The organism is Winogradskyella sp., from assembly GCF_025210595.1.
GTDB lineage: Bacteria > Bacteroidota > Bacteroidia > Flavobacteriales > Flavobacteriaceae > Winogradskyella.
In genome coordinates, this window is record NZ_JAOARH010000046.1 from 1 (window position 1) to 26,664 (window position 26,664).

The window sequence follows — 26,664 nt, forward strand, 5'->3', positions numbered from 1 at the left end:
CATCAATAATATTTCAGGAAAAGTAATTGAAAAAATAAACTCCCAAAAAGCATATCTAGAAATAGAATTTGATGATGCCGCTTCAGGAGTTTATTTTGTAAACATTAAGTCAAAAAATAAAGCTTCAACTTATAAGATTGTTAAAGAATGAGTGTCTTTATCCTCTGGTTTTCAATTCCGTAAAATACTTATAAAAATAAGGTATGGTTTCAATACCCTTAAAATAATTCCAAACGCCAAAATGCTCGTTTGGTGAATGAATGGCATCGCTATCTAAACCAAAGCCCATTAGAATTGTTTTACTTTTTAATTCTTTTTCAAAAAGCGATACAATAGGTATACTTCCACCACTACGTTGCGGTATAGGAGTTTTTCCAAAAGTTTTTTCATAAGCCTTAGAAGCTGCTTTATAGCCAATACTGTCTATTGGAGTCACATAACCTTGGCCTCCATGGTGTGGAGTAACTTTTACTTTAACTCCTTTTGGTGCAATACTTTCAAAATGAGATTTAAATAACGCTGTAATTTCTTCCCAATCTTGGTTTGGTACTAAACGCATAGAGATTTTTGCGTAGGCTTTACTAGCAATTACAGTTTTAGCACCTTCTCCAGTGTATCCACCCCAAATACCATTAACATCTAATGTAGGACGAATAGAATTTCGTTCGTTTGTAGTGTAGCCTTCTTCACCATATACTGCGTCTATATCTAGTGCGTTTTTGTAATCCTCTAGTGAAAAAGGAGCTTTTGCCATTTCTGCACGTTCTTCATCAGAAAGATTTTCGACTTTATCGTAAAACCCAGGAATAGTGATATGCTTGTTTTCGTCGTGTAAAGATGCTATCATTTTAGTTAAAACATTGATAGGATTAGCAACAGCACCACCATATAAACCAGAATGTAGATCTCTATTTGGGCCAGTAACCTCTACTTCAACATAGCTTAAACCTCTTAAACCAGTGGTGATGGATGGGACATCTTTAGAAATCATTCCTGTATCTGAAATAAGAATAACATCATTCTCTAGTTTTTCTCTATTATTAGCTACAAAAATTCCCAGATTTTCACTACCAACTTCCTCTTCTCCTTCAATCATAAACTTTACATTACATGGCAATTCATTGTGTTTTGTCATATATTCTAAAGCTTTTACATGCATATACATTTGCCCTTTATCATCGCAGGCACCTCTTGCAAAAATAGCACCATCAGGATGTAACTTTGTATTCTTTATTATAGGTTCAAAAGGTGGTGAATTCCATAAATCTAAAGGATCTGGTGGTTGCACATCATAATGACCATAAACTAAAACAGTAGGTAAGTTTTTGTCAATTATTTTTTCACCATATACAATTGGGTAACCATCGGTTTCACAGATTTCGACATGATTACAGCCAGCATCTAAAAGACTAGTTTTAATGGCATCTGCAGTTTTAAGTACATCATTTTTGTAAGCAGAATCAGCACTAATTGAAGGGATTTTTAAAAGCGAAATAAGCTCATCTAAAAAACGTTGTTTGTGTTCTTGTATGTAAGAATTAATGTTTTGCATAATAGAATTTAGATTTGTAACAAAAATAACAATAAAGTGAGGATTATTTTCTTATTTAATCTTATTTGAATATTGAAAGTATTGTTTATATTTGCAGTCCTTTTGCAGGCGTGGTGGAATTGGTAGACACGCTAGACTTAGGATCTAGTGCCGCGAGGTGTGCGAGTTCGAGTCTCGCCGCCTGTACAAAAGCAAGCTTTGGTAGACATACTGAAGCTTTTTTTGTGGAATAAACTTAGTTAAATGTAACCGAGACAAGAAGCTTGTGCTGAGTGAAGTGGTGTCTGTATAAGAACAAACTTTGGTAGATGTACTGAAGCTTTTTTTACCATCTAAAGTTGTTTTTAAATAAATGACTACTTAAATATATTCACCAACATCTGTATTCTTCATTATTTATTCAATCAATAGTTAGATTTTTACTCAATTAGATTACTTCTGTTTTAAGTTTTTCCATTCTGTGTTATATCTTTTTTATAGTTCAAAAAAACGTTAATCCAGATATTTCTTGATAACCTTATAATAATGGGTAGTAAGAGCACCATTTCAATAACGATAACAATATATGTTGTTATTAAGCTTAATCCGAAAACCAAATATGAAAGTACAAATGCAATTGCTGCAAAGATTATCCCAACAGGATAGCTTACGTACATTGCACCATAAAAAAATGAAGGCTCCATTTTAAATTTAGTATTACAAGAACTACATCTTTCGTGCATTTCAAATAGTTTTGAAATAGCGTAAGGATTAGGTTCTTTATACATGCTTTTATTTTGACATACAGGACAGCTACCATTAATAACGCTATTAAGTTTTGTGCCTTTTAAAGAAATCATATCAATTTTTATTTTTTTAATGTCTATGTTATTGCATTTAAAATAAGTACATAAAGTATTATTCTCTAAAAAAAAATAGATTATGTAAAATTAGATTTATCAAGACGCTTTCTATTATAAGTATCTCTCCATAATTTGTATATTTAGGACATTATGAAAAAGAAAGGAAATATTCCTATTTTAAATATCGGACAGTTTGGGCAAAAGTTAAATACAAGCGATTTTTACAGTAATAATTTTGAGAGGCATGCAAAACGAAATAAAAACCTAATATTTAAACCACATAGCCATAACTTTTTTCTTTGTGTATTATTTACAAGTGGTTATGGAATCCATGAGATTGATTTTAATAGATATCCTATTTCCCCAGGAAGTGTATTCTTTTTAAAGCCAGGTCAAACACATTATTGGAAATTTACAGACACACCAGAGGGTTACATTTTTTTTCACACACAAGATTTTTATGAACTTTATTTTTTAAATAGTACGCTTTCTCAGTTTCCATTTTACTTTACACATGAGAATCCGCCTATTTTGAATTTGAATAAAGAAGAGGTGAATAAGTTTAAACATCTTTTCAAAGAGATACAAATTGAATACCTTGATAATGCCATTTACAAATATGAAAGATTAAATAGTTTAATCAATCAAGTTTACATCGGTTTGGCTAGATGCTATACAAGTATAAACCCTAGCAAATCAGCAGTTTCTAAATCATATTTGAATATATTAGAACAATTTCAAAATATGATAGAGCAATTTTTTAAAACAGAAAAGTCAGCATCATTTTATGCAGATAAATTAAATATTACTACCAAGCATCTAAATAGAGTAACTAAGAATACATTGAATAAAACTTGTTCAACTGTTATTAAAGAGCGTATACTATTAGAGGCAAAACGTTTACTGGTTCATTCTAATAGCCCGTTGTCATCAATTGCTTCACAATTAGGTTTTTACGAGTATTCTTATTTTTCTAAAATTTTTAAAGCTTATGAGGGAATTACTCCTTATGATTTTAGAAAAAAATATTGATAATTGCCAAATAAGAACATTGACTTTCTTTACAGTAGTAATGTTCTAAATTCTAGAATACTTATAATAGGACTTGCGAATTCAATGCCACCAAAAATAGTAATGAAAATAGATCAAATTGAATGAAAATACTAGGATTTAGTTGTGAGAATGGTAAACAATTTTTTAGAGACTATAAAAAAAGAGCTTCCTTCAGAGAAGCTCTTTTTTGACTTAAATGAAATAACTTGACAATAAAATTAGTACTTAACTAACTTGGTTGTCATCGTTTGATTATTATTGTTTTCTACTTTAACAATATACATGCCTGTTTTAAGACTAGAAATATTAAACGTATTTGTTTTTGTTAAATCTCCTTCAAAAGCTTTTACCATTTTTCCTGAGAGGTCATAGATTTCAAGTTTAGACACATTAGCATTGATACTAAAGTTAGATGTTGTTGGGTTAGGATATAATCTAAAAGTAGATAATAATTCTTCCTCTAAACTTAAAGCATTTGAAGGTTGATTTCCTAAAATTCTAAATTGACCAGCAGGAATAGAAATAGACGTAGTAGAATTTGAAACAGTCGTATTTCCAGTTGGATCCATTAAGTCATACCAAGTAGTTGTAATACCGCTAGGGAAGTTAGTGCTTACAGTTTGAGTATTTACATCAAAATTTGCTAAGATGATAACATTACGTAATTCTGTAGATGGAATTGAAGTGTCAAAAATATCTATTCTTGGTGTAAAGTCTCCAGAAGTCATTGTATAGTCACCTTCAAAAACAGGCTCTTCAATTTTTAGTTTATGTAGTTTAGACCATTCATCGTATACGACACCTCTAACAGCATCTGTTAGCCAATTATTGACCCATTGAGGTTGTGGTTTAGTATCGAGCTTGCAATCACCATCTCCACCACCTGGTAAGTTTACTGTACCATTAGAACACGTAAAAATTGAATTTTCCATGCCTAGTTCGCCAAAATGCCATATCATTTTAGGACCTGGTACCATTACAGAAACTGCAGCAAGTGAAGACATTCTTGATATCGCTGTATTTAAATTTTGAACATTATGAGATGAATTACTGGTGTTTCCATAAGCCAAATTCTTATACATTAAACGTTCTTCATCATGACTTTCAGGGTAGCCAACTACTCTTGGTCCATCGAAAGATGATCTTGAATTGTGTCCAATACCATCAATATTTTTATTTCCATTTTGACCCATGGTTAATTCATTGTATGGATCAGTCATTTTTCCCCACATCATCACTCCTTTTCCTTCATCGTATCTGTAGTTTGCCCATTCTTTTTCTTCATTTTCACTACCTAAGTGTTCAAAAATCACATAATGATTAGGGTCTAAAGACCATGAGTAATCAGCATATTCTTTAAGAATATCTACACGATCTTGTTGGTAACTGTTAGTACAGCCTTCATTATTCTCGCAATTTTGAGTAAACCCTTTGGTTAAATCCCAACGGAAACCATCTATACGGAAATCTTCGATCCAATGTTTAATTACACGTTTAACATAATTTTGTACTACTATGTTTTGGTGATTAAAATCGTAACCTACACTATAACTATGAGTAGCTTGTTGATTAAAGTAAGGGTTTTCTGAGGTAGGATCGCCAAAACCGTTACCATCTGCATCGTTCATCCACATTCTAACCATTGGATTTCTGCCAAAAGCATGATTTAGTGCAACATCGAGTATTACAGCGATTCCATTTTGATGACAAATATCTATAAACTCCTTAAGCTTGTATTCTGTACCATAAAATTTATCTAATGCCAAATGGTAGGATGTGTTATAACCCCAACTCTCATTGCCTTCAAATTCCATAACAGGCATTAATTGAATTGCATTTACATTGAGATTTTTAAAATAGTCTATCTTATCTATTAAATCCTGATAATTTCTATCGGCATCGAAGTCTCTTACTAAGACTTCATATATAATTAAATCTTCTTTTTTTGGTTTGTTGAAATTAGAAACTTGCCAACTGTAAGCTGTCTGTCCGGTTTGAAGTACTGAGACTTCAAGTCCTGCTTTTTCAGGGAACGTAGGAAGATTTGGGTATGTAGATGCTGAAATCCATGGATCGTCAAAGGATGACAAAATTAGTGTAGAATATGGGTCAGCTACTTTTATAATTGATGGAGAATTTACCACAGGCGTTTTGTCTGCAACCCAATATTCGTATGTTTCGATTTGATTAGGTGTTAATCCTGTAATTTCTAACCAAAATAAATTACGAGATACATCACGTCTCATAGCATAAGAAATATCAGGTTCATAATTATTAAAGCTTCCTGCTACGTAAACAAAGTCCTTGCCTGAAGCATATAAAACTAAAATAGCTGTGTTATCATCAATATAATTGATACCTTCCTCATAATTAGTTGACATAAAGTCAACTATAGTGCCAGGGTCTATAATGGCGCTAAATGTTTTTGTTATGATTGTGCTATCTAAGACTGCTGTTAGTTCATATACAGTGTTATCTGTAACATTTATGTGTGTGTATGAGTAATTATCTGTACTTGACTGATTATCTATTACAATACCGTTGGCAGTTAAGGTGTAATTGGCATTTCCGCCAATGTTTGTAGCTGAAACATTAAAATTACTACCAGAATTTATAATGGTAGTGTCAGTTGATGGAGAGCTTAAATTAATTTGAAATGTGCCAACATCAAAGAAAAAATCTGAACAACCACTAGCTTTTAATTCTTGAGAACCGTCTTCATTTCTAAAAACCATTCCCATTTGAATAATGTCCGTAGCTTGAGTAGACGTTAAACCATAATACGTTTCAGGAACAAATGTAATGCTCCAGATTCCGCCACCTTGATTGACCATTTCACCAATACCATCATCTTGTCCCCAGTTTCCTACTACATAAGTCCATGGGTTAGCGCCGCCTACGCCAGAATGTATATACACTTTGGTTGGATTATTAAACCCATTACAGTCTGTTGCACTACTGTTAGTATTTAATGTTATCGTAATACTTTCATCGACTTCAAAAGGATTAGGGCTAATTGTCACTTGAGAAAAGGATATTAAAAAAAAGCCAATTGATAAAATTGATAAGTAATACTTTTTCATGTTTGTTTTTTATAAAAAAGGGCTAAATGAAATCAAAATTTAAAGATTTTCAGATAGCCCTTTTAAAGGTTTTAAGATTTAGAATTAATTAATTCTATTTAATTGATAACTATTATCATTAAAATCTAATCTAATACGATAGTTTCCTGCGGTGACATCAATATTGTTATCAGGGTCTTGGTCTAAGACACCATCTGCTCCAGCATCACCATAATCATTAGTCCAAGTATTGTTAGGACGGAATTTAATCTGTCCATCAACTAATGGTGCTAAATCACCAACATATACATTCTCCTGAATTTCAGTTAAGGCAAAGTCATCACCAGCTCCACCCCAATCATTGTAACCAGAACCAACAATACCGTATACATCTGCAGCTTCAAGGCTGAAGCTAAGATCATTAAAATTAACAGTTAATAAGTAATGTCCAGCAGTAACAGCAATATTATTATCTGAATTTTGGTCTAAGAAACCATCTCCGTCAGAATCACCATAATCACCACCCCAAGCATTGTTGAAACGTACTTTCATATCTCCATCCATAAGTCTAACTCCAACTTTAAAAGAGTCTGTTGTATAATCATAATACATCTTAGCATCAGGGCCGTCGTTACCCCAATCGTTCCATGCAGAGCCCACTATTCCCCAAGAAAATTCTTCAATAGTGTAGGCATTTGTACTTGTGTTAATTGTAATTTTATAATTACCAGCAGTAACTGCTATATTGTTATCTGGGTCACTATCTAAAACACCATCTCCATTCGCATCGCCTAAATCACCACCCCAAGTATCATTTTCTCTAAATTTAATCTCACCATTAACTAAATTCACATAAGTTACTATTTCATCAGGAGTACTAGTTGAGTAGAATGTTCCATCAGGACCAGCACTACCCCAATCATTATAACCAGAGCCAACAACTCCCCAGGAAACAGGAGTTATTTCGCTGCCTCCAGTATCCATTTGCTCTAGTAATTCTACATTTAATACTAAAACATTAGAAAATGCTTCTGTTTCATTTCCTGTGTTGCCAGGATAAGCTCTTAATCTTACAGAGAAAGAACCTGTGTTTGGAGCTGTAGAGTTTGGGTCGTCATCTAAACCTGCATTCATAGCTATTGTCATCATATCTCCAATAGTTAATGCAATTTCATTATCTATAGATGTGTCTTCAACAACAGCGTCAGAGAAGTCACCTGTAATTGAACTTTGTAATTCATAAGTAATATTTGTAGGTGAGCCAAAGTCAGCACTTGCCCATGTAAATCTTTCACCTAAATTAGCTGAAGTAGATGATGAAAGTATATAGTTGTCTTGAATTGAATTTGTAAATACAAAACCTTCTGGATCTTGTGTTGTGAAATCAACGTCATCTTCCGTTTCACAACTGTTAAAACTTATTAAGGCAAAGATGAAAAGGCCTAAGATTGATATTTTTTTCATAATTATTTTAAATGTTAATTAATTAGTATCCTGGGTTTTGTTCTAAGTTAGTGTTTATACCTAAATCTGTTGCTGGTAATGGCATTAAATCTCTAAACGAGTCAGTAGTTGTTCCTTGTTGAATACCACCTTTCCATTGCCATATGCCGTTTTCAGAGAATTGATTAAATCTAATTAGATCAGTTCTTCGGTGTGCTTCCCAGTATAATTCTCTAGAGCGTTCATCTATTATAAAATCTAAAGTTAAATCAGCTTCAGAAATGTTGCCGCTTGTATTTCCATAGGCACGTAATCTAAGTTCATTAATATAACTTGTTGCATTACTCATAGATCCACCTCCACCTCTTAATACAGCTTCAGCATACATTAAATAAGTATCTGCTAATCTAAACATAGGGAAATCTATATCTGTGTGATTACCTGTAGCATCAGATCCTTGAACACCATTTATATCTACATTTCTGTACTTTGCAACAGCATAACCATCTGTAAATGTTGATACAGAAAAAATATCTTTTGTTTGTCCATCTGTATATAACAATTCTCTGCCATCAGTTGAGTTTTCTTCATCTGGAAATTGTTCAACGAATGTAGGTGTTGTTCTAATACCAAACCAGCCACCATTAATTCCAAAATCGGCTGGATCCATTGATCCTCCAACAGGTGCATGAGTTAGAAATGTCATACCGCCAAATGCTTGGGTTCTTTGTCCATCAAAAGGGATTGTGAAAATAACTTCTTCTTGTGCTCCGTTAGAATCATTATCTGCTAAAAATGAATGAAAGTAAGGGATACTTGGAATTGAATATCCTGCATCAATAATATTATTTGTATAGGTAATAACATCGGTATATCTAGATGTTCCAGTATATACTTCAGCATTAAGATAAATCTTAGCCAATAACATCCAAGCCGCTCCTCTGTCTGCACGTCCATATTCATTGGATCTTGGTTCAGTCATATCATCTAAGATGTCAAGTAGTTCATTTTCAATGTAATTGAATAAATCAGTTCTTTGAATTTGTGGTGGTAAAAAAGCTCCTATAGGGTCATTTTCAGTAACAAAAGGTGGATTAGCATATAAATCCATAGCATGCCAATAGGTTAAAGCTCTCATAAAACGAACCTCAGCCCTAAAAACTTGAATTTCTGCTCTTAAGTCAGTATCAACGCCTCTACTATCTAACTTCCCATCAGTTGTTTGACGTAAAAATTCATTACATAGTGCAACTTGGTACATGATACGGCTGTACATAGTTCTAATGAACTCATTACCAGAAGTCCATACCTGATTATGTAAGTCGTGTATTGTGCCATCGTTCCATGCAATTATAGCTTCATCAGTTGTGAGTTCTTGCATTTTCCAATACAACCTTAGATAATTAGAAAATCCTTCATCAAGACCAATCAAGTCTGGTGCTCCTGCTGGTCCTTCTTGTCCACTCAATGAAATACCAGCATAAATCTTAGCCAAGAATTGTTTGTAGGCTTCAGGGTTTTCAAAGGCTACATCAGCTGTAAGACGATTGTCTTCTGGTTGCAAGTCTAATCGGTCTGCACACGATTGAATAAAAAGTGCAATTGTAAAGACCAAAAAAAGACTTTTAATAGTTCTTAACATCATAGCTTCGTTGTTTATATATTTATTCTTCATTTTTTTAGAATGTAAAGTTTAAACCTAATACTATATCTCTAGTCCTTGGATAGAAATTATTTTCTATACCATTACTAATTTCAGGGTCAAGACCGTCATATTCTGTAATAACAAATACATTAGTTGCTGTTAAAGATGCTCTTAAGGACATTTTTGAGAATGGCATTGTATACCCGAAAGAGATATTGTCTAACCTCACAAAGTCAGCACGTTCTATATACAAATCTGAAAATAAATTTTGGTTTTCAAATCCAGTGTCTAAGAAACTAGAGTGAGCATTTCCTTGATAACCAGCTTGGTTTACAACAGCATTAATGTTACCATTGGAAGAGGCACTATTGTTGTAGACATAATTGCCAAAACTTCCTCTGAAAGTGAAATTTAAATCAAAATTTCTGTATCTAATATTATTGGTGAAACCAATAAAAGCATCTGGCGTAGCTTTTTTGTAAGGTTGTCTATCTGCTTCTGTAATTTGGTTGTCACCATTAACATCAACATATGACCCTTCTATTGGGTTGCCACTGTCATCATATACTTGTCTGAATACGAAGAATGTTGTAGGATCATAACCTGGTTTCCATATTTGTATATTGTTACCAACACCACCAGAAATTCCACCTCTTAATAAGAAATAATTTGGATCATTATTTAAGCTTAAACTAGTAATTTCTTGTTCTTGAAATGTCAAGTTAAAATTAGCATCCCATCCAAAGTTTTCTTTTTGAGCTATAACTCCATTTAAAGTTAGTTCTAAACCTTTACTGGTTACTTGTCCTACATTTGTAGTAAGGAGGTCGGTTAAATTAGAGCCAGCAGCTGTTGGGATTTCAGATAATAAATCTTTGGTTTCTCTATAATAAGCATCTATTGTACCGCTTAATCTATTATTAAATAAACCAAAGTCTAATGCTATATTATATTGGTCTGTTTCCTCCCATTTTAGATTTTCATCAAATCCTTGTGGTCTTAATGTAGATATAAAGATAGGTTGGGTTAAATCTATTTGACCATTAGGTTGCGCATATCCAAACTGTATATTAGCTGCATCATTACGAGAAGGAGTATAAATCCCTAAATAACCGTAATTAAGGTTGTTTAGTTCTTGTTGGCCAGTTACACCCCATCCAGCTCTAAGTTTTAAGTTTGAGAAGAACGAATTTTTCATGAAGTCTTCATTAGATATTTTCCAACCTACAGAAACACCAGGAAAATTTCCCCAACGATTATCTTTACTAAATCTGGATGAGCCATCACGTCTAAAACTTGCAGAAATAAGATATTTATCTGCAATGTCAAAGCTTGCTCTGGCAAAATATGATTCTAAGGCATTTCTATTTATATCGGTTTGACTAATAGGAGCGTTTGAAACTCTGTCAAAGAATCCTTTTATATAAAACTCTTGAAAAGCATGACCTGCTGTGATATCTACTAGAGTATTTATAGATTCAATGTTTTTCTTATAGTTTAAGTAAAAATCTAAAGAAGTATTCCTATTAAGACCAGAAGATACTTCGTTTAGAGGGACACTATTGTTAGCGACAGGGTTTGCAGCTTCAAACTTGTGACCATCATTTTCTGCATAATCTAAACCTGCGTTTAAATTAAAGCGTAAATCTTTTAGAAACCAAAACCTATAATCTATATTAAAGTTAGTGATAGCACGTTTAACAGTTTGTCTGTCATCATCATTATTAGGGTCTAGTAACCATAATGGATTAATAGGGGCATTAGGGTTTGATGGGTATTGTGTGTAATTTCCATTTTCATCATAGATTGATTGTGTTGGGTCAAACCTAATAGCATTTCCTATTGCTCCTTGATTAGCAAAAAGTGACTCATTATGAGTAAGATTTGAAGTTAACGTTAATTTTAAATCATTGTTTAAAAAACGATGTACGAGAGCTGTATTTACACCTGTTCTTTCAAACAGGTCATTAGGTAATGGTCCTTCTTGAGATGAATGATTTAAATTCACTCTAAAATTAAAATTCTCATAACCTTTTGATAAAGTAATATTATGGATAGCACCAACTCCAGTTGTGTAAATTTTGTCTTGCCAATCCGTACTTGCATTTCCAAGAGTAGAAGAGTCAAACCTGCTATCAGAAGCTAATGATCTATATTGAGATGCGGATAGTACATCAACAGTATTAGTTACACGACGGGTTGATACTTGTAAACCATATTCAGCTTTAAATGGTTGATTTGTTTTACCCTTTTTAGTTGTTATTAAAATAACACCATTAGAAGCTCTTGATCCATAAATAGCTGTAGCTGAGGCGTCTTTTAATACTACGAAGTCTTCTATGTCCGCTGGATTTACTGCGTTTAAAGCATTTGTAATTCCTTGAGCACCACCTCGTTGATCTAAAGGGAGTCCGTCAATAACGATAAGAGGGTCGTTAGTAGCATTAAGGGATGCACCACCACGTATTCTAATTTCACCACCTTCACCAGCGGCACCACCACCAGATGTTATACGTACACCAGCAGCTTTACCAGAAATAAGTTGTTGTGGTGCTACTATAGCTCCACGATTAAAGTCTTCATCACCAACTTTTTCTACAGCACCTGTTGCGTCTTGTTTAGTAGTAGAACCATAACCAATTAGTACTACCTCGTCTAATTGAGCGGCATCTTCTTCTAAGGCAACATCAATTGTTGATTGCCCTTCAAAGGCTATTTCTTGTGTCTTGTAACCAACGTAAGACACTACAATAATCTCACCTTGGTTAACTTCTAAAGTGAACTTGCCATCAAAATCAGTAGATGCTCCTCTGGAAGTTCCTTTTACCAGAACGTTTACACCTGGTAAAGGCATAGCGTTTGCTTTATCTGTTACAGTACCAGAAACGGTTGATTGAGCCATCAACGTTGCGGGTATCATAATCAAACAGAATAGTAAAGCATTTAAGAATGTTTTCATACAATATTGTTAAATTAATTGCTTAGTTATTTGATTTATATTTTCACTTCTAGGGTTAAATCTATGTAAAATTAAGGTCTCTTAGATGTTAAAAAACATGATATAAGTCACGAAAACGTTTTCGTGTTAACAACTTTTTAACAATCATCGATTTTTTCTATAAAATAGTGAAAAAATGAAGGATTCGGAATTTTAATAGGTTAAAATTAGGGAGTTATAAATATGATTTGTTAAAATTAGGCTATATTCGTTTCTTGATTTATAGCGAAAATATGAAGCGAAAAATTACATTAAAGCAAATTGCACGCGAATTAGATGTCTCCATTTCTACAGTTTCTAAAGCTTTAAGAAATAGTGCTGAAATAAGCGATGATACAAAGCAAAAAGTACAAGCATTTGCTAAACTGTACAACTACAGACCTAATAATATTGCATTAAGTCTTAAAAATAGAAAAACTAACACTATAGGTATAATTATTCCAGAGATAGTGCATCATTTTTTTTCAAAGGTGATACGTGGTGTTGAGTTAGTCGCTAATAATAGAGGTTATAATGTAATTGTTGGGCTTTCTAATGAGTCTTTTTCTAAGGAGGTGATTAATATGGAAATGTTGGCAAATGGTAGTATTGATGGATTTATTTTATCTATTTCTAAAGAAACACAGCAATTACAAGACTTTCATCATTTTAATGAAACCATGACGCAAGGGATGCCTATTGTAATGTTTGATCGTGTTGTGGCAGATATTAACTGCGATAAAGTTATAGTAGACGATTTTAATGGTGCAAAAAATGCAGTAGAAAAACTAATAGATAATCGTTGTAAATCCATAGCATTAATAACAACTAAAGATTATGTTAGTGTAGGTAAATTGCGTACTCAAGGTTATCTTGAAGCATTACAGGATCATAAAATAACTCCAAAAGCTGAACTTATTCTAAAAATAGAAGATGAACTAGATTATGAAAAACACTTAGATGTTTTAGAAGGTGAAATAGAACAATTGTTTAAATCTAATAAATCTATTGATGGTGTTTTTGCTGTTAACGAACTTTACGCATTATCAGCAATGAAAGTAGCACGTAAAATGGGTTTGAATATTCCAGATGATATACAAGTTATTGGTTTTACTGATGGAGTGTTGTCTAAACATGCAACTCCAAGTCTAACAACAGTTAGTCAGCACGCGCAACAAATGGGTGAAAAGGCTGCTAATTTACTCATTGATAAGCTAGAAAATGAACTTGATATTGAAGTTGATGAAGAGTTTAAAACCGTAATAATACCTACAGAACTTATTGAGCGCGAATCTACGAAATAGAGATTTAACATTGCATGTCTAAAATCTTTTATATCTTTACAAAATATTCAAAACTTATATTTTCACTTCTACACATAAGTTTTGATAAGCATAGCTTGTCAGAATAGTATTAATTAAAATATACTATTTCATGAAAAAGCGTATTCTCGGATTTTGGGAAATCTGGAACATGAGTTTCGGTTTCTTAGGGATTCAATTTGGTTTTGCTTTACAAGGTGGCTTTATGTCACGAATATTTCAAACGTTAGGAGCAGATAAACATGACATTCCTCTTTTATGGATTGCAGCTCCTCTAACGGGTTTACTTGTTCAGCCTATTATAGGTTATATGAGTGATAGAACTTGGCATTCGCGTTTTGGAAGGCGTAGACCTTATTTTCTTGTAGGTGCTGTTTTAAGTTCTATAGCTTTATTCTTTGTGCCGTATTCTCCAGTATTATGGGTTGCAGCAGGTTTTCTTTGGATTCTAGATGCATCAATAAATGTATCTATGGAGCCATTTAGAGCTTTGGTAGCCGATAAATTAGATGAATCGCAAAGAACTTATGGTTTTGTAGTGCAAACCTTAATTATAGGTATAGGAACTTGGGTTGCCAGTAATTTGCCTTGGTTGGTATCTAAAATGGGAGTTAGTGATGCTGCAGATTTAGGTGTGGTTCCAGATTCTGTAAAAGTAGCATTTGCTATTGGAGCGTTTGTATTTTTATTGAGTATACTCTACACTGTTTTTACAACTTCTGAATATCCTCCAGAGGATATGGAAGCTTTTGAAAGAGAGAAAAAAGAAAAAAGCAGCTTTGTTTCAGATATTCTAAACAATGTTGGTAATATGCCAACTACAATGAAAAAATTAGGTGTCATTCAATTTTTCTCGTGGTTTGCATTTTTCACAATGTGGAGTTTAGCAAATCCTGCGCTAACAGAACATGTTTTTGAAACACCTGCTCCAGTGGAAGCACATTACGATATGAATGTTGCAGATGACAAAGAAGCTTATGATATTGCAAATACAGCATTTCAAAAATCATCTAATCTTGTAGGATCTGCAATGGGAGTTTATGGATTATCCTCTATGGCTTTTGCATTGTTATTGGTATTGTATACTTCAAAAAGAAGAATAAATAGAAAATATGTGCACATGTTTTCACTGTTTTTAGGTGGTGTCGGGTTCTTATTAATGAATTATGCTTCTCCCGAAAATTTAAAATATTGCTTTTTACTTATAGGCTTGTCTTGGGGAAGTATACTCTCCATGCCTTATGCAATGTTGTCGAGTTCTGTAGATCCAAAACAAATGGGAATGTTTATGGGAATCTTTAATATGTTTATTGTGATTCCTCAAATTATTGCGGCATTAGGAGGTATTAACTTTGTGTCTGGTCTTTTAGGAGATCAAGCCATTAATGCTATGACGGTTGCAGGATTTAGTTTAGTAATTGCTGGACTTTGCAATTTACTCATCACAAACAAAAATGCAATTTCTTATCAATCAGAATAATAATAAATGAAAAAAAAGGGATTCATATTCGATTTAGATGGTGTTATAGTAGATACCGCTAAATATCATTTTTTGGCATGGAAAAAATTAGCCAATAGCTTAGAGATTGATTTTACCGAAGAAGAAAACGAACAGTTAAAAGGCGTAAGTCGAGTAAGGTCATTAGAAAAGATTTTGTCTTGGGGAAATAAAACCATTTCCGAAGATAGGTTTAAAGAATTAATGGCAGAAAAAAACGAAGACTATTTAAGTCATATTTCAAAAATGGATGAAAATGAGATTTTGCCAGATGTTCCACGAGTACTTCATTTGCTAAAAGAACTGCAACAGCCTATCTCTTTAGGTTCCGCAAGTAAAAATGCAAGAACCATTTTAGAGCGTGTTAATTTAAAATCACATTTTAATGCTATAGTAGATGGTAATGATGTAAGTAAGGCAAAACCAGATCCTGAGGTCTTTTTAATCGCAGCAAAATTGTTAGACATTAATCCAGAAGATTGTATTGTCTTTGAAGATTCCGTTGCTGGTGTTGAAGCTGCTAATGTGGCTAATATGATTTCTATTGGCATCGGAAGTGAAGCCGTTTTAGGACATGCTCAACACGTATTTAGAGATTTTACAGAAATCTCAAATGAATTTATAAAATCGTTAATAGAAAAATAAAACTAGAATACATTTTATTGTATTCAAATATAAATATACATGTATTTAGATTATATCATACCTAATGATTGGTCAATCATAGAAGAAGGGTTCAATCCAGATAATATAAAAGCTTCAGAAAGTTTATTCAGTATAGGAAATGGAGCCATGGGACAGCGTGCAAATTTTGAAGAAAAATATTCAGGGTCTACGTTTCAAGGAAGCTATATAGCAGGTGTTTATTATCCAGATAAAACACGAGTAGGTTGGTGGAAAAATGGCTATCCAGAGTATTTTGCTAAAGTGCTAAATGCACCAAATTGGATAGGAATTAATGTTTTTGTCAATGATGAAACCTTGGATCTACATACTTGTAAAAAAGTTGAGAACTTTAAGAGAGAACTCAACATGAAAGAAGGGTGGTTGTCTAGAAGTTTTGTGGCAACACTTCAAAATAATATACAAGTTGAAGTTTCTGTAAAACGCTTTCTTAGTTTAGATATTGACGAGTTAGGAGCGATTAATTATTCAATCACACCTTTAAATTCTAATGCATCAATTACCTATGGTCCATACGTAGATAGTGGTATAACGAATGAAGATACTAATTGGGACGACAAGTTTTGGGATACCTTAAATGTGAGTCACGAAAACAATCAAGCTTTCATTAAGGCGAAGACCATGAAGACAGATTTCCATACCTGTACATTTATGGAATCTCAGGTTTTTATAGATGGCAAATCAGTAATGATAGAACCTAATATTAGTTCAGATTCAACTAGCGCAGCCTTTAGCTATAGTTACAACGTTAAACAAAACGAAACATATTCAATTCATAAGTTTGGTGGCTACACTGTAGATAGAAATCATGATAAAACGGAGTTGATTGCAGCTGCAAAATCTGTTTTAGAAAAAGCAACTAAATCTGGATTCGATGCTCTGTTAGACTCGCAGAAAAAAGCATGGGCAAAAATCTGGGATATGGCAGATATTACCATAGAAGGAGATGTAAAAGCTCAACAAGGAATCCGATTTAACATTTTTCATCTTAACCAAACCTATTTAGGTACAGATCCTCAATTAAATATTGGTCCAAAAGGATTTACAGGCGAAAAATATGGAGGAAGCACATATTGGGATACAGAAGCCTATTGTATTCCTTTTTATATGGCAACCAAAGACCAAAGTGTTGCTAGAAACTTATTAACCTATCGTTATAAGCATTTAGATAAGGCGATTGAAAATGCTGAAAAACTTGGGTTTACTAATGGTGCAGCATTGTACCCTATGGTAACCATGAATGGTGAAGAATGCCATAACGAATGGGAAATTACCTTTGAAGAAATTCATAGAAATGGAGCTATTGCTTTTGCCATTTTTAATTACCATCGTTATACTGGCGATTACAGTTATATTCCAGAAATGGGTCTGGAGGTTTTAATAGGAATTGCACGTTTTTGGCATCAAAGAGCAACATACTCTATACATAAAAACCAATACGTTATACTAGGAGTTACAGGACCTAACGAATACGAGAATAATGTTAATAATAACTGGTACACAAATTATATAGCAAAATGGTGTATTGATTATGCCATTGAAAATATAGAACGTGTTTCGTCTGAATATACTACAGATTATACACGAGTAATGAACAAAGCTAAGCTGTCTAAAGTTGAGATTGAAGAATGGCAAAAGGTAGCAGATAATATGTATTTCCCTTATTCTGAAGCGCATAATGTTTATCTTCAACAAGATGGATTCTTAGATAAGGAATTAATCACAGTTTCAGATTTAGATACATCGCAAAGACCAATCAATCAAAAATGGTCTTGGGATCGCATTTTGCGTTCGCCATATATAAAACAAGCAGATACACTTCAAGGGTTTTACTTTTTCGAAGACCATTTTGGCTTAGATGAATTAGAACGTCATTTCGATTTTTATGAGCCATTTACAGTACACGAAAGCTCTTTATCACCATGTGTCCATAGTATTCAGGCAGCAAAGTTAGACAGAATGGATCAGGCTTATACATTTTACCTAAGAACATCGCGATTAGATTTAGACGATTATAATCACGAAGTTCACGAAGGCTTACATATTACATCTATGGCTGGGACTTGGATGAGTATTGTAGAAGGGTTTGGTGGTATGCGTGTTAAAAATAATAAGCTAAGTTTTGAACCAAAAATTCCTGAGCAATGGCAAGGCTATTCTTTTAAAGTGAATTTTAGACATCAAATTCTTAAGGTAAATGTGAGCAAAGGACAAACTCATTTTGAACTTGAAGGTGATCAAGATTTAGAAATTCTTGTTAATGGAAATTCAGTGACCATAAGTCCAAATAGCTTGTTATCAGTGTAGTGTTAAACTAAACCTGTCAGGTTTCATTAAAACGAAAGTTATGATTTTTAAATATATTAAATTACTTTATATAACTCTAGTTTTATGTATTGGTTTTCAAATACATTCTCAAAATCAAACCTTTAAAAATCCCATAATTCCTGGAGGGTATCCAGATCCATCAATTTGTAAAGTTGATAACACCTTTTATGTAGTAAACTCTTCATTTGAGTACTTTCCTGGGTTGCCTATTCACAAAAGTAAAGATCTTGTCAATTGGGAGCTTATTGGGTATGGTTTACATAGAGAAGATCAATGCAATTCAATAGTTAACTTAGTTGATGTGCAATCTGATGGAGGAATTCATGCACCAACCATTAGACATCATAAGGGCACATTTTATATCATAACAACAAATGTTTATTATAATGAAGATACTAAGACTACCGATTTTGTAAATTTTATAATTACTGCAAAAAATCCAAAAGGTCCTTGGTCAGATCCTCATGTTTTAGAAGGGGCACCTGGTATTGACCCAGATATATTTTTTGATGATGATGGTAAAGTTTGGTATGTTGGAACTCATAGTCCAGAGAATCCAAACTTTGAAGGTGAAGGCGAGATTTGGTTACAGGAAATCGATTTGCAAAATTGGAAATTAAAAGGAAAGCGCCATTATTTATGGAGAGGAGCCTGCGGAGGTGTTTGGGTTGAAGGGCCTCACATGTATAAAAAGGATAATCGTTACTACTTAATGGTAGCTGAAGGCGGCACTAGTTTTAATCATGCTGTAATGATTGCGGTAAGCGATAAAATAACTGGACCTTATGTTTCCAATGAAAGGAATCCTATTTTTTCAACTAGACATTTGTCTTATGATAATTGGGTACATAGTACAGGTCATGCTGATTTAATAGAAGTTGAAGAAGGGAGATGGTATATGGTTGCTCTTGGTGTTAGAGGAGATGAAGACAGAGGATCAAATATGGGAAGAGAAACACATTTAATACCAGTACAATGGGAAGAAGAACCTTTTGAGTGGAAAGATGAAAAATATGAATGGCCAGTTGTAGCACCTAAAACAGGAAAGGTTGAACGTATTAATCCTGTTCCATTTCATTTTACTTCTCAAAAGAGAAATCCTAGTTATACAGATAATTTTGATGCTGAAGTTTTAGATCTTGCTTGGAATTTTAGAAGAGTACCATTAAAACAAACTTATTCACTAACTAAGAATAAAGGACATTTAAGGTTGTTTACCAAACCAAATGTTATTAAGGAGCGCAAAAGAGCGAATCTAATGGGCTTTAGGCAAACTGAAAGTGATTTTGAATATTTGGCAAAGATGAATTTTAAACCTAAATCCAATTTATCTGAAGCAGGTATAAGTATCTTTCAAAAAGATAATAATTACATCACATTTACTGCAATAAAAGGTAAAGAAGGTTTTAGTCTTCAGTTGAGACTGGCAATTCCAAATCGAGACCCCAAAATCATAAAGAAAGAGTTTAATTCTAGATATACTGATAATATTACATTCAAGATTAAGTCTGAAAATCATAACCATTTATATTATTATTCAATAGATGGTTCAGAATTTATTCTTTTCTCAAGAACTGAAGCAAACTTATTATTGAGTAAAGGTTATACAGGTGCTTATCTTGGAGTTTATGCTTCAAGTAATGGTGAAAAGTCAAAAGATTATGCCGATTTTGATTGGGTATCGTATATAGGATTTGAAAAAAATTAATGTCTTAAAAATGAAAAAACTAATTCAACAGCTAATAGTCTGTTTTAGTCTAATTTCTTTAATTTCATGCAAATCAGAAGTAAAGACCGAAACAATTAAGTCTGAACATGTCGAGGTAACAAATACGTCACTTAACCGTGTTGAACCACCAAATTGGTGGCTTGGTATGAAGAATCCACAATTTCAATTATTAGTGCATCATCCAAATATAGGTAAGTATAAACCATCAATAGCTTACAATGGAGTGTTCTTAGATAAAGTTCATACTGCAGATAAAAGTGATAACTATTTGTTTTTAGATATTAGTATTTTGGATACAGCTTCAGAAGGTAAGTTTGATATTACTTTTAAAAACGATAAAGGTGATGACTTAATACATACCTATGAGTTAAAATCTAGACAAAAATCTGCTGAAGATTATGTAGGGTTTAATAGCTCTGATGCTATTTTCTTAATCACTCCAGATCGTTTTGCAAATGGTGATGAATCTAATGATATTGTTGAGGGGCTTAACGAAACTATAATCGATAGAACTCATGGATATAAAAGACATGGAGGCGATTTAAGAGGAATCATAAATCATATCGATTACATACACGATTTAGGTTATACAGCCATTTGGCCAACACCAGTTTTAATTAATGATATGTACGAAGGCTCATATCATGGTTATGCTATTACAGATTATTATCAAGTAGATCCGCGTTTTGGTGCTATGGATGATTACAAAGAATTATCCTCTAAGCTCAAAGAAAAAGGTATGAGTTTAATCATGGATCAAGTTGCTAATCATTGTGGATTAGAACATTGGTGGATGAAAGATATACCTTTTGGTGATTGGGTGAATAATCAAAAGAACTACGAAGACAATATTGATAATTGGAATTGGAAAACCAATATAAATTCTAATCATAGACGTACAACAAATCAAGATTCTTACGCTTCAGAAATCGATAGAAAAGGCAATGCAGATGGTTGGTTTGTTCCTGCAATGCCAGATTTAAATCAACGCAATCCATTCATGGCAAAATACATCATTCAAAATAGTATTTGGTGGATTGAAACTTTAGATTTGGGAGGCATTCGTCAAGATACGTATCCTTATCCAGACAAACACTTTATGTCAGATTGGGCAGGAGCCATTATGAATGAATATCCTAACTTTTCAATCGTAGGTGAAGAATGGAGTTATAATCCGTTATTGGTGGCTTATTGGCAAACAGGAAACCACAATAAAGATGGTTACGAATCTAACTTAAAATCTGCTATGGATTTCCCAATGATAAAAGCCATTAAAGAAGGTTTAAAAGAAAAAGAATCTTGGGATAAAGGTTTAGTGAAAATGTATGAAGGACTAGCAAACGACTTCATTTATACAACACCAAACGACATGATGGCTTTTATGGATAATCATGATAAAAGCCGAGTGTTTACTGAGTTTGGTGAAGATGTAGCGCTAACTAAAATGGCAATGGGTTATATGTTGTGTTTACCAAGAATTGCTCAAGTCTATTACGGAACCGAAATCTTAATGGACGATACAGCAAATCCTGGTGACCATGGATTAATTAGAACCGATTTTCCTGGTGGTTGGCAAGGCGATACTGTAAATGGGTTTACAGGCGAAGGTCTTACAGCAAACCAAAAAGGTATGCAAGACTTTATGAGGCGAGTACTTAATTATAGAAAAACCAGTAAAGCCATTCATGAAGGACAAACTATTCATTTTGCACCAGATTTTTCAACATATACATTATTCAGAAAACAAGGAGATGAAACCGTTGTTTGTATTATAAACAAAAATGTAGAAGACCATGAGTTAGACCTATCTCGTTTTGAAGAAATAGGTTTAAAAGGAAAACAAGTTAAAAACATCATTACAGATGAAACTTTTACTTGGAATGATAAACTAACAGTAAAAGCAAAAGGGGTAACAATTCTTGCTACAAAGTTTTAATTATGAAGAAATGTATATTCGTTTTAGGTCTCTGCATTATGTTTTTTTCTTGTAAAAATGAAAAAGATATAAAAGGAGACACTTTAAATAATGAAGTTTCTAATGTAGCTCACCAATTTAAAAGTGTTGATGATGTAAAATTATATGCAGGTCAATTAACGCGAATAGATAGTTTCCCATCGCAATATATTACTCCTCGACCAGTAGATGTTTGGTTGCCAAAAGATTACTCAAAAGATAAAAAATATAATGTTCTCTATATGCACGATGGGCAAATGTTGTTTGATAGTACCACAACTTGGAACAAACAAGAATGGAAAGTAGATGAATGGGCAAGTCAGTTAATGGCAGAAGATAAGGTGAAAGATTTTATCGTTGTAGCAGTTCATAATATTTCTGAAATTCGTTGGCAGGATTTGTTCCCTCAAAAGGCTTTCAACTTTTTACCTGAAGCATCTAAAAGTAATATGAAGAGTATTTCAGGCTCTAAAGATTTTAAGTTAAGTGGTGATAATTATTTAAGATTTATTGTTGAAGAATTAAAACCTGTTATTGATAGTTCATATTCCGTTTTTACCGATAGAGCACATACGTTTGTAATGGGTTCTAGTATGGGAGGTTTAATGTCTATGTATGCTGTTAGTGAATATCCAACTGTTTTTGGTGGAGCAGCATGTATATCTACACATTGGGTTGGTGCAGCACCAAAAGAAGACAATCTTTATCCTGAAGCTATTTTTAACTATATGGAAGCCAGTTTGCCAAAAGCTGGTAACCATAAATTGTACTTTGATTACGGTAATAAGACACTAGATGCACATTACCCACAATATGCATCAAGGGTAGATGAAATTTTAAAAAGCAAAGGTTACACAGAGCAAAACTCTAAAAACTTGTTTTTTGAAGGTACAGACCATTCAGAAAATTCATGGAACCAAAGATTAGATCAACCATTAATCTTTTTGTTAGGAAATAATTAATTGATTTTTATTCCTGCGAATGCAGGAATCTATTTTAAATTATATGAAACAAATCATCTTATACATATTAATATTTTTCGCTTCAGTTTCAATTACTGGTCAGAACTTAGATCGTCAATTTATAAAGTTTGAAAAGAAAGATAACATGCATGCAGTTATTGTAAATGATGGTGTCTACATTTTTAGATTTCATAACTCAGAAGTGATTGAAACTATTTTTAGACCTACTTGGGAAGATAAAGCTTATAATGATAATTCTCATGCCGTAGTTTCAAAACCAAATTATACTAAAGTTGAAGCAGCAGAAAGAGCAGAAGACATCATTTTAAAAACAGAAGGCATTTATATCACTATAACCAAAAGCCCTTTTCAAATTTCATATTACTACAAAGACAAACTTATTACCTCAGAAAAATTTGGTTACTACAAAAGCGAACACGAGCCAATGGATTTTGTAAAAGATAATATTGTAGCAGACGAAACAGAAAAAATAGAATTCAATCTTACAGAAGACGAAGTGCTTTATGGAGGTGGAGCCAGAGCATTAGGTATGAATCGTCGTGGTCATCGTTTACCATTATTCAATAGAGCACACTATGGTTACGAAACACATAGCGAATTAATGAACTATACGATGCCAATAGTATTGTCATCCAATAAGTACATGATTCACTTTGATAATGCACCAATTGGTTATTTAGACTTAGATAGTAAAGACAATAATACCTTAACTTATGAAACCATTTCTGGTCGTAAAACCTATCAGGTTATTGTAGGAGATACTTGGTGTGATATTATGAACAATTACACCAATTTAACTGGAAAACAACCTATGTTACCACGTTGGGCTTTGGGTAATTTTTCGAGCCGATTTGGATACCATTCTCAAGAAGAAGTAGAACAAACCATTACTAAATTCAAAGACGAAGAAATTCCTGTAGATGCTATTGTTTTAGACTTGTATTGGTTTGGAAAAGAAATGAAAGGCACTATGGGAAATCTTGAAGTGTTTAGAGATTCTTTCCCAGATTTTGAAGGTATGGTAAAGCGCCTAAATGAAAAGGGAGTGCAAACCATACCAATTACAGAACCTTTTATTTTAACTACATCTAAGCGTTGGAAAGAAGCTGTGGATAAAGATGTTTTAGCTAAAGATTCTATTGGTGATCCTGCTAAATACGATTTCTTTTTTGGCAACACAGGTATTGTAGATATTTATAATCCTAAAGGAGAACAATGGTTTAAAACTGTTTATAAGGATTTAGCAAAGATGGGAGTCAATGGTTTTTGGGGAGATTTAGGAGAGCCAGAAGTACACCCTAATTGGGTACAACATCATACAGGTAGCGCAGCTGAGGTTCATAATATCTATGGGCACGATTGGGCAAAATTGGTCTATGAAGCAAGTTTAGAAGCTAATCCAAGTAAAAGACCATTTATATTAATGCGTGCTGGTTATTCTGGTAGTCAGCGTTATGGTATGGTGCCTTGGTCTGGTGATGTTAATAGAACTTGGGGCGGATTACAGTCGCAACCAGAAATAGCATTGCAAATGGGAATGCAAGGGCTGGCTTATATGCACAGTGATTTAGGCGGATTTGCAGGCGATAATTTAGATGACGAACTATATGTGCGTTGGTTACAGTACGGAGTTTTTAATCCAATTTTTAGACCACATGCGCAAGAAGAAGTGCCAAGCGAACCTGTTTTTAGAAGTGAAAAAGCAAAGCGATTAGCTAAACAAGCCATTGAGTTACGTTATAAACTGTTGCCTTACAACTATAATTTAATGTTTGAGAATCATAAGTATGGCAAACCATTAATGCGACCATTGTTGTTTGAAGAGCCAAATAACTCTGATTTGTTTAATTATTCAAAAACCTATTTATGGGGAAATGATATTCTAGTGTCACCAGTTGTAGAAGCTGGTAAAAAAGAACAAGAGGTGTATTTCCCTAAAGACAATGCTTGGTTTGATTTTTATACAGATGAAAAGGTTAAAGGAGGTCAAGCAAAAGTAGTTCAATTAAAAGAAAGTTCAATTCCTATTTATGTAAGAGCTGGAGCTTTTATTCCATTAGCAAAACCGATGCAATCAACTTCAGATTATAACAAGGATGAGGTGGAATTACATTATTATTTTGATAGAAGTTCTCCAGAAAATAAACGCGAATTTTATAGTGATGAAGGAGATGATCTTGAAATGCAAAAAAAAGGGTTTTACGAAATTGTACAATATAAATCAGAAATAAAAGGAAACACTCTTAAATTCAATTTTGAGCTAAAAAAGGGTGTTAATCTTACATTGTCTGAGAAATCAATAGAATTTATTGTTCATAATATTCAAAAGAAACCAAGGCAAATAAAAGTTAATGGAGAAAAAGTTTATGCTAGATGGAACGAAAAAACAAAGAGCCTGATAATTCCTATTGTTTGGGATATATCTAAAGAAGTAAAACAAATAAAAATAAAACTCAAAAGATAAATAGCATGAAAAACTATGCATTAATAATCTCTATTCTATTCGTATTTGTAGCATGCAAATCAGAAAAAAAAGAAGACGTTAAAATAGATGAAGAAACAGCCGAGGTTTTAAAACCTATTTCTGCCTCAGATATGGAAACTGCTGTAATTTATGAAGCTAATATTCGTCAGTATTCACCTGAAGGTACATTTGAAGAGTTTACCAAAGATATTCCACAATTAAGAGAATTAGGTGTAAAAGTAATTTGGTTAATGCCAGTTTTTCCAATTTCAGAAACCAAACGAAAAGCAACAGGTGGACCAGAAAGTAAATTTGCATCAGAATTTCCCGTTGAAGAGCGTGCTAAGTACTTAGGTAGTTATTATGCTGTTACAGACTTTACCAAAATAAATCCTGAGTTTGGTACAAAAGAAGACTTTAGAAAACTTGTTAAAACCGCTCATGCTAATGGTATTTATGTCATCTTAGACTGGGTGCCAAATCATACAGGTTGGGATCATGAATGGTTAAAAACTAATCCAGAGTATTACACTCAAAATGAAGCTGGTGAAGTGATTCATCCAGAAGGTACAGATTGGACAGATGTTGCCGATTTAAACTATGATAATGCAGACATGCGCAAAGAAATGATTGCAGATATGACGTATTGGATTACGGAAGAAGGTGTTGATGGTTTTAGATGCGATGTAGCTGGTTCTGTGCCATTAGATTTTTGGCAACAAGCCATACCAGACTTGCGAAATAAAAAAGACATATTTATGTTGGCTGAAGCATGGGAGCCAGAGTTGCTAGATGGTAATTTGTTTGATATGGCTTATGCTTGGGATGGACACCATTTAATGAATGCATTGGCAAAAGGGGAAAAGAATTTGAAGGATTATGAAGCTTATATAGAAAAGATTTCAAAAGATTATGATGACGATGATATCTTAATGAATTTTGTAACTAATCACGATGAAAATTCTTGGAACGGGACTATTAAAGAGCGTATGGGAAAAGCTTCTGAATTAATGACGGCTTTGAGTTTTATGCAAAAAGGAATGCCATTAATTTATTCTGGTCAAGAATACGATTTAGATCATAGATTAAAGTTTTTTGAAAAAGATTCAATTCCTAAAACAAAAGGAA

General features: G+C 33.2%; 17 protein-coding genes and 1 tRNA gene. 12 read left to right on the forward strand and 6 right to left on the reverse strand.

All coding sequences use genetic code 11. The features are described from left to right. Positions 1-10: 10 nt before the first annotated feature. Positions 11-151 carry a T9SS type A sorting domain-containing protein gene (locus tag N4A42_RS14540; protein ID WP_367172494.1) on the forward strand — a complete coding sequence of 47 codons (141 nt, stop codon included), beginning with the start codon at positions 11-13 and terminating at the stop codon, positions 149-151. A 6-nt stretch (positions 152-157) separates the two neighbouring features. Here N4A42_RS14540 and N4A42_RS04985 read toward each other — a convergent pair whose 3' ends face one another. Then, positions 158-1,552: a dipeptidase gene (locus N4A42_RS04985; protein WP_294070777.1), complete on the reverse strand. Its 1,395-nt coding sequence runs from the start codon at positions 1,550-1,552 to the stop codon at positions 158-160. A 104-nt stretch (positions 1,553-1,656) separates the two neighbouring features. On the opposite strand from N4A42_RS04985, the gene N4A42_RS04990 reads away from it, so the two are divergent. Then, positions 1,657-1,738 (forward strand) — tRNA-Leu (locus tag N4A42_RS04990). A gap of 257 nt (positions 1,739-1,995) precedes the next feature. Here the strand turns inward: N4A42_RS04990 and N4A42_RS04995 are convergent. Next, positions 1,996-2,391, reverse strand: a complete 396-nt coding sequence (locus N4A42_RS04995; protein ID WP_294070780.1) for a DUF983 domain-containing protein — start codon at positions 2,389-2,391, stop codon at positions 1,996-1,998. A gap of 153 nt (positions 2,392-2,544) precedes the next feature. Between N4A42_RS04995 and N4A42_RS05000 the strand changes: the two genes are divergently transcribed. Continuing rightward, positions 2,545-3,426, forward strand: a complete 882-nt coding sequence (locus tag N4A42_RS05000; protein WP_294070783.1) for an AraC family transcriptional regulator — start codon at positions 2,545-2,547, stop codon at positions 3,424-3,426. Positions 3,427-3,665: 239 nt separating this feature from the next. On the opposite strand, the gene N4A42_RS05005 is transcribed toward N4A42_RS05000, so the two are convergent. The 4 genes from N4A42_RS05005 to N4A42_RS05020 all read right to left on the reverse strand — a co-directional run bounded on the left by N4A42_RS05005 (position 3,666) and on the right by N4A42_RS05020 (position 12,556). After that, positions 3,666-6,530: an alpha-amylase family glycosyl hydrolase gene (locus N4A42_RS05005; RefSeq protein ID WP_294070786.1), complete on the reverse strand. Its 2,865-nt coding sequence runs from the start codon at positions 6,528-6,530 to the stop codon at positions 3,666-3,668. A gap of 84 nt (positions 6,531-6,614) precedes the next feature. Continuing rightward, positions 6,615-7,973 (reverse strand): SusE domain-containing protein, encoded by a 1,359-nt coding sequence (locus N4A42_RS05010; protein WP_294070789.1) that lies wholly within the window; start codon positions 7,971-7,973, stop codon positions 6,615-6,617. Between the two features lie 22 nt (positions 7,974-7,995). Continuing rightward, positions 7,996-9,627 carry a RagB/SusD family nutrient uptake outer membrane protein gene (locus tag N4A42_RS05015; RefSeq protein WP_294070792.1) on the reverse strand — a complete coding sequence of 544 codons (1,632 nt, stop codon included), beginning with the start codon at positions 9,625-9,627 and terminating at the stop codon, positions 7,996-7,998. Between the two features lie 4 nt (positions 9,628-9,631). Further along, positions 9,632-12,556 (reverse strand): SusC/RagA family TonB-linked outer membrane protein, encoded by a 2,925-nt coding sequence (locus tag N4A42_RS05020; protein WP_294070795.1) that lies wholly within the window; start codon positions 12,554-12,556, stop codon positions 9,632-9,634. Between the two features lie 272 nt (positions 12,557-12,828). Here N4A42_RS05020 and N4A42_RS05025 point away from each other — a divergent pair, with 272 nt between their 5' ends. From N4A42_RS05025 to N4A42_RS05065, 9 genes are all read left to right on the forward strand, one after another. Continuing rightward, positions 12,829-13,878 (forward strand): LacI family DNA-binding transcriptional regulator, encoded by a 1,050-nt coding sequence (locus N4A42_RS05025; protein ID WP_294070798.1) that lies wholly within the window; start codon positions 12,829-12,831, stop codon positions 13,876-13,878. Positions 13,879-14,008: 130 nt separating this feature from the next. Beyond that, positions 14,009-15,376, forward strand: coding sequence for an MFS transporter (locus N4A42_RS05030; protein WP_294070801.1), 1,368 nt, complete (start codon positions 14,009-14,011; stop codon positions 15,374-15,376). Between the two features lie 6 nt (positions 15,377-15,382). Continuing rightward, positions 15,383-16,039: a beta-phosphoglucomutase gene (gene pgmB / locus N4A42_RS05035; RefSeq protein WP_294070804.1), complete on the forward strand. Its 657-nt coding sequence runs from the start codon at positions 15,383-15,385 to the stop codon at positions 16,037-16,039. A gap of 39 nt (positions 16,040-16,078) precedes the next feature. Further along, positions 16,079-18,385 carry a glycoside hydrolase family 65 protein gene (locus N4A42_RS05040; RefSeq protein ID WP_294070807.1) on the forward strand — a complete coding sequence of 769 codons (2,307 nt, stop codon included), beginning with the start codon at positions 16,079-16,081 and terminating at the stop codon, positions 18,383-18,385. A 40-nt stretch (positions 18,386-18,425) separates the two neighbouring features. Beyond that, positions 18,426-20,114 carry a glycoside hydrolase family 43 protein gene (locus tag N4A42_RS05045; protein WP_294070809.1) on the forward strand — a complete coding sequence of 563 codons (1,689 nt, stop codon included), beginning with the start codon at positions 18,426-18,428 and terminating at the stop codon, positions 20,112-20,114. Between the two features lie 10 nt (positions 20,115-20,124). Then, positions 20,125-22,071: a glycoside hydrolase family 13 protein gene (locus tag N4A42_RS05050; protein ID WP_294070812.1), complete on the forward strand. Its 1,947-nt coding sequence runs from the start codon at positions 20,125-20,127 to the stop codon at positions 22,069-22,071. Between the two features lie 2 nt (positions 22,072-22,073). Further along, entirely contained in the window at positions 22,074-23,051 is a 978-nt protein-coding gene (locus tag N4A42_RS05055; RefSeq protein ID WP_294070815.1) for an alpha/beta hydrolase-fold protein, read from the forward strand. Between the two features lie 43 nt (positions 23,052-23,094). Further along, positions 23,095-25,536: a TIM-barrel domain-containing protein gene (locus N4A42_RS05060; protein WP_294070818.1), complete on the forward strand. Its 2,442-nt coding sequence runs from the start codon at positions 23,095-23,097 to the stop codon at positions 25,534-25,536. A gap of 5 nt (positions 25,537-25,541) precedes the next feature. Next, positions 25,542-26,664: alpha-amylase family glycosyl hydrolase (locus tag N4A42_RS05065; protein WP_294070821.1), on the forward strand; the 1,123-nt coding region annotated here is incomplete at its 3' end.

Excerpts from the sequence above, each read along its gene's own strand:
- pgmB (WP_294070804.1), top strand. The coding sequence starts at position 15,383 with ATGAAAAAAAAGGGATTCATATTCGATTTAGATGGTGTTATAGTAGAT.
- N4A42_RS05005 (WP_294070786.1), bottom strand. The coding sequence starts at position 6,530 with ATGAAAAAGTATTACTTATCAATTTTATCAATTGGCTTTTTTTTAATA.
- N4A42_RS05040 (WP_294070807.1), top strand. The coding sequence starts at position 16,079 with ATGTATTTAGATTATATCATACCTAATGATTGGTCAATCATAGAAGAA.
- N4A42_RS05060 (WP_294070818.1), top strand. The coding sequence starts at position 23,095 with ATGAAACAAATCATCTTATACATATTAATATTTTTCGCTTCAGTTTCA.
- N4A42_RS05025 (WP_294070798.1), top strand. The coding sequence starts at position 12,829 with ATGAAGCGAAAAATTACATTAAAGCAAATTGCACGCGAATTAGATGTC.
- N4A42_RS04995 (WP_294070780.1), bottom strand. The coding sequence starts at position 2,391 with ATGATTTCTTTAAAAGGCACAAAACTTAATAGCGTTATTAATGGTAGC.
- N4A42_RS05015 (WP_294070792.1), bottom strand. The coding sequence starts at position 9,627 with ATGAAGAATAAATATATAAACAACGAAGCTATGATGTTAAGAACTATT.
- N4A42_RS05030 (WP_294070801.1), top strand. The coding sequence starts at position 14,009 with ATGAAAAAGCGTATTCTCGGATTTTGGGAAATCTGGAACATGAGTTTC.
- N4A42_RS05010 (WP_294070789.1), bottom strand. The coding sequence starts at position 7,973 with ATGAAAAAAATATCAATCTTAGGCCTTTTCATCTTTGCCTTAATAAGT.
- N4A42_RS05000 (WP_294070783.1), top strand. The coding sequence starts at position 2,545 with ATGAAAAAGAAAGGAAATATTCCTATTTTAAATATCGGACAGTTTGGG.
- N4A42_RS05020 (WP_294070795.1), bottom strand. The coding sequence starts at position 12,556 with ATGAAAACATTCTTAAATGCTTTACTATTCTGTTTGATTATGATACCC.
- N4A42_RS05050 (WP_294070812.1), top strand. The coding sequence starts at position 20,125 with ATGAAAAAACTAATTCAACAGCTAATAGTCTGTTTTAGTCTAATTTCT.
- N4A42_RS05055 (WP_294070815.1), top strand. The coding sequence starts at position 22,074 with ATGAAGAAATGTATATTCGTTTTAGGTCTCTGCATTATGTTTTTTTCT.
- N4A42_RS05045 (WP_294070809.1), top strand. The coding sequence starts at position 18,426 with ATGATTTTTAAATATATTAAATTACTTTATATAACTCTAGTTTTATGT.
- N4A42_RS04985 (WP_294070777.1), bottom strand. The coding sequence starts at position 1,552 with ATGCAAAACATTAATTCTTACATACAAGAACACAAACAACGTTTTTTA.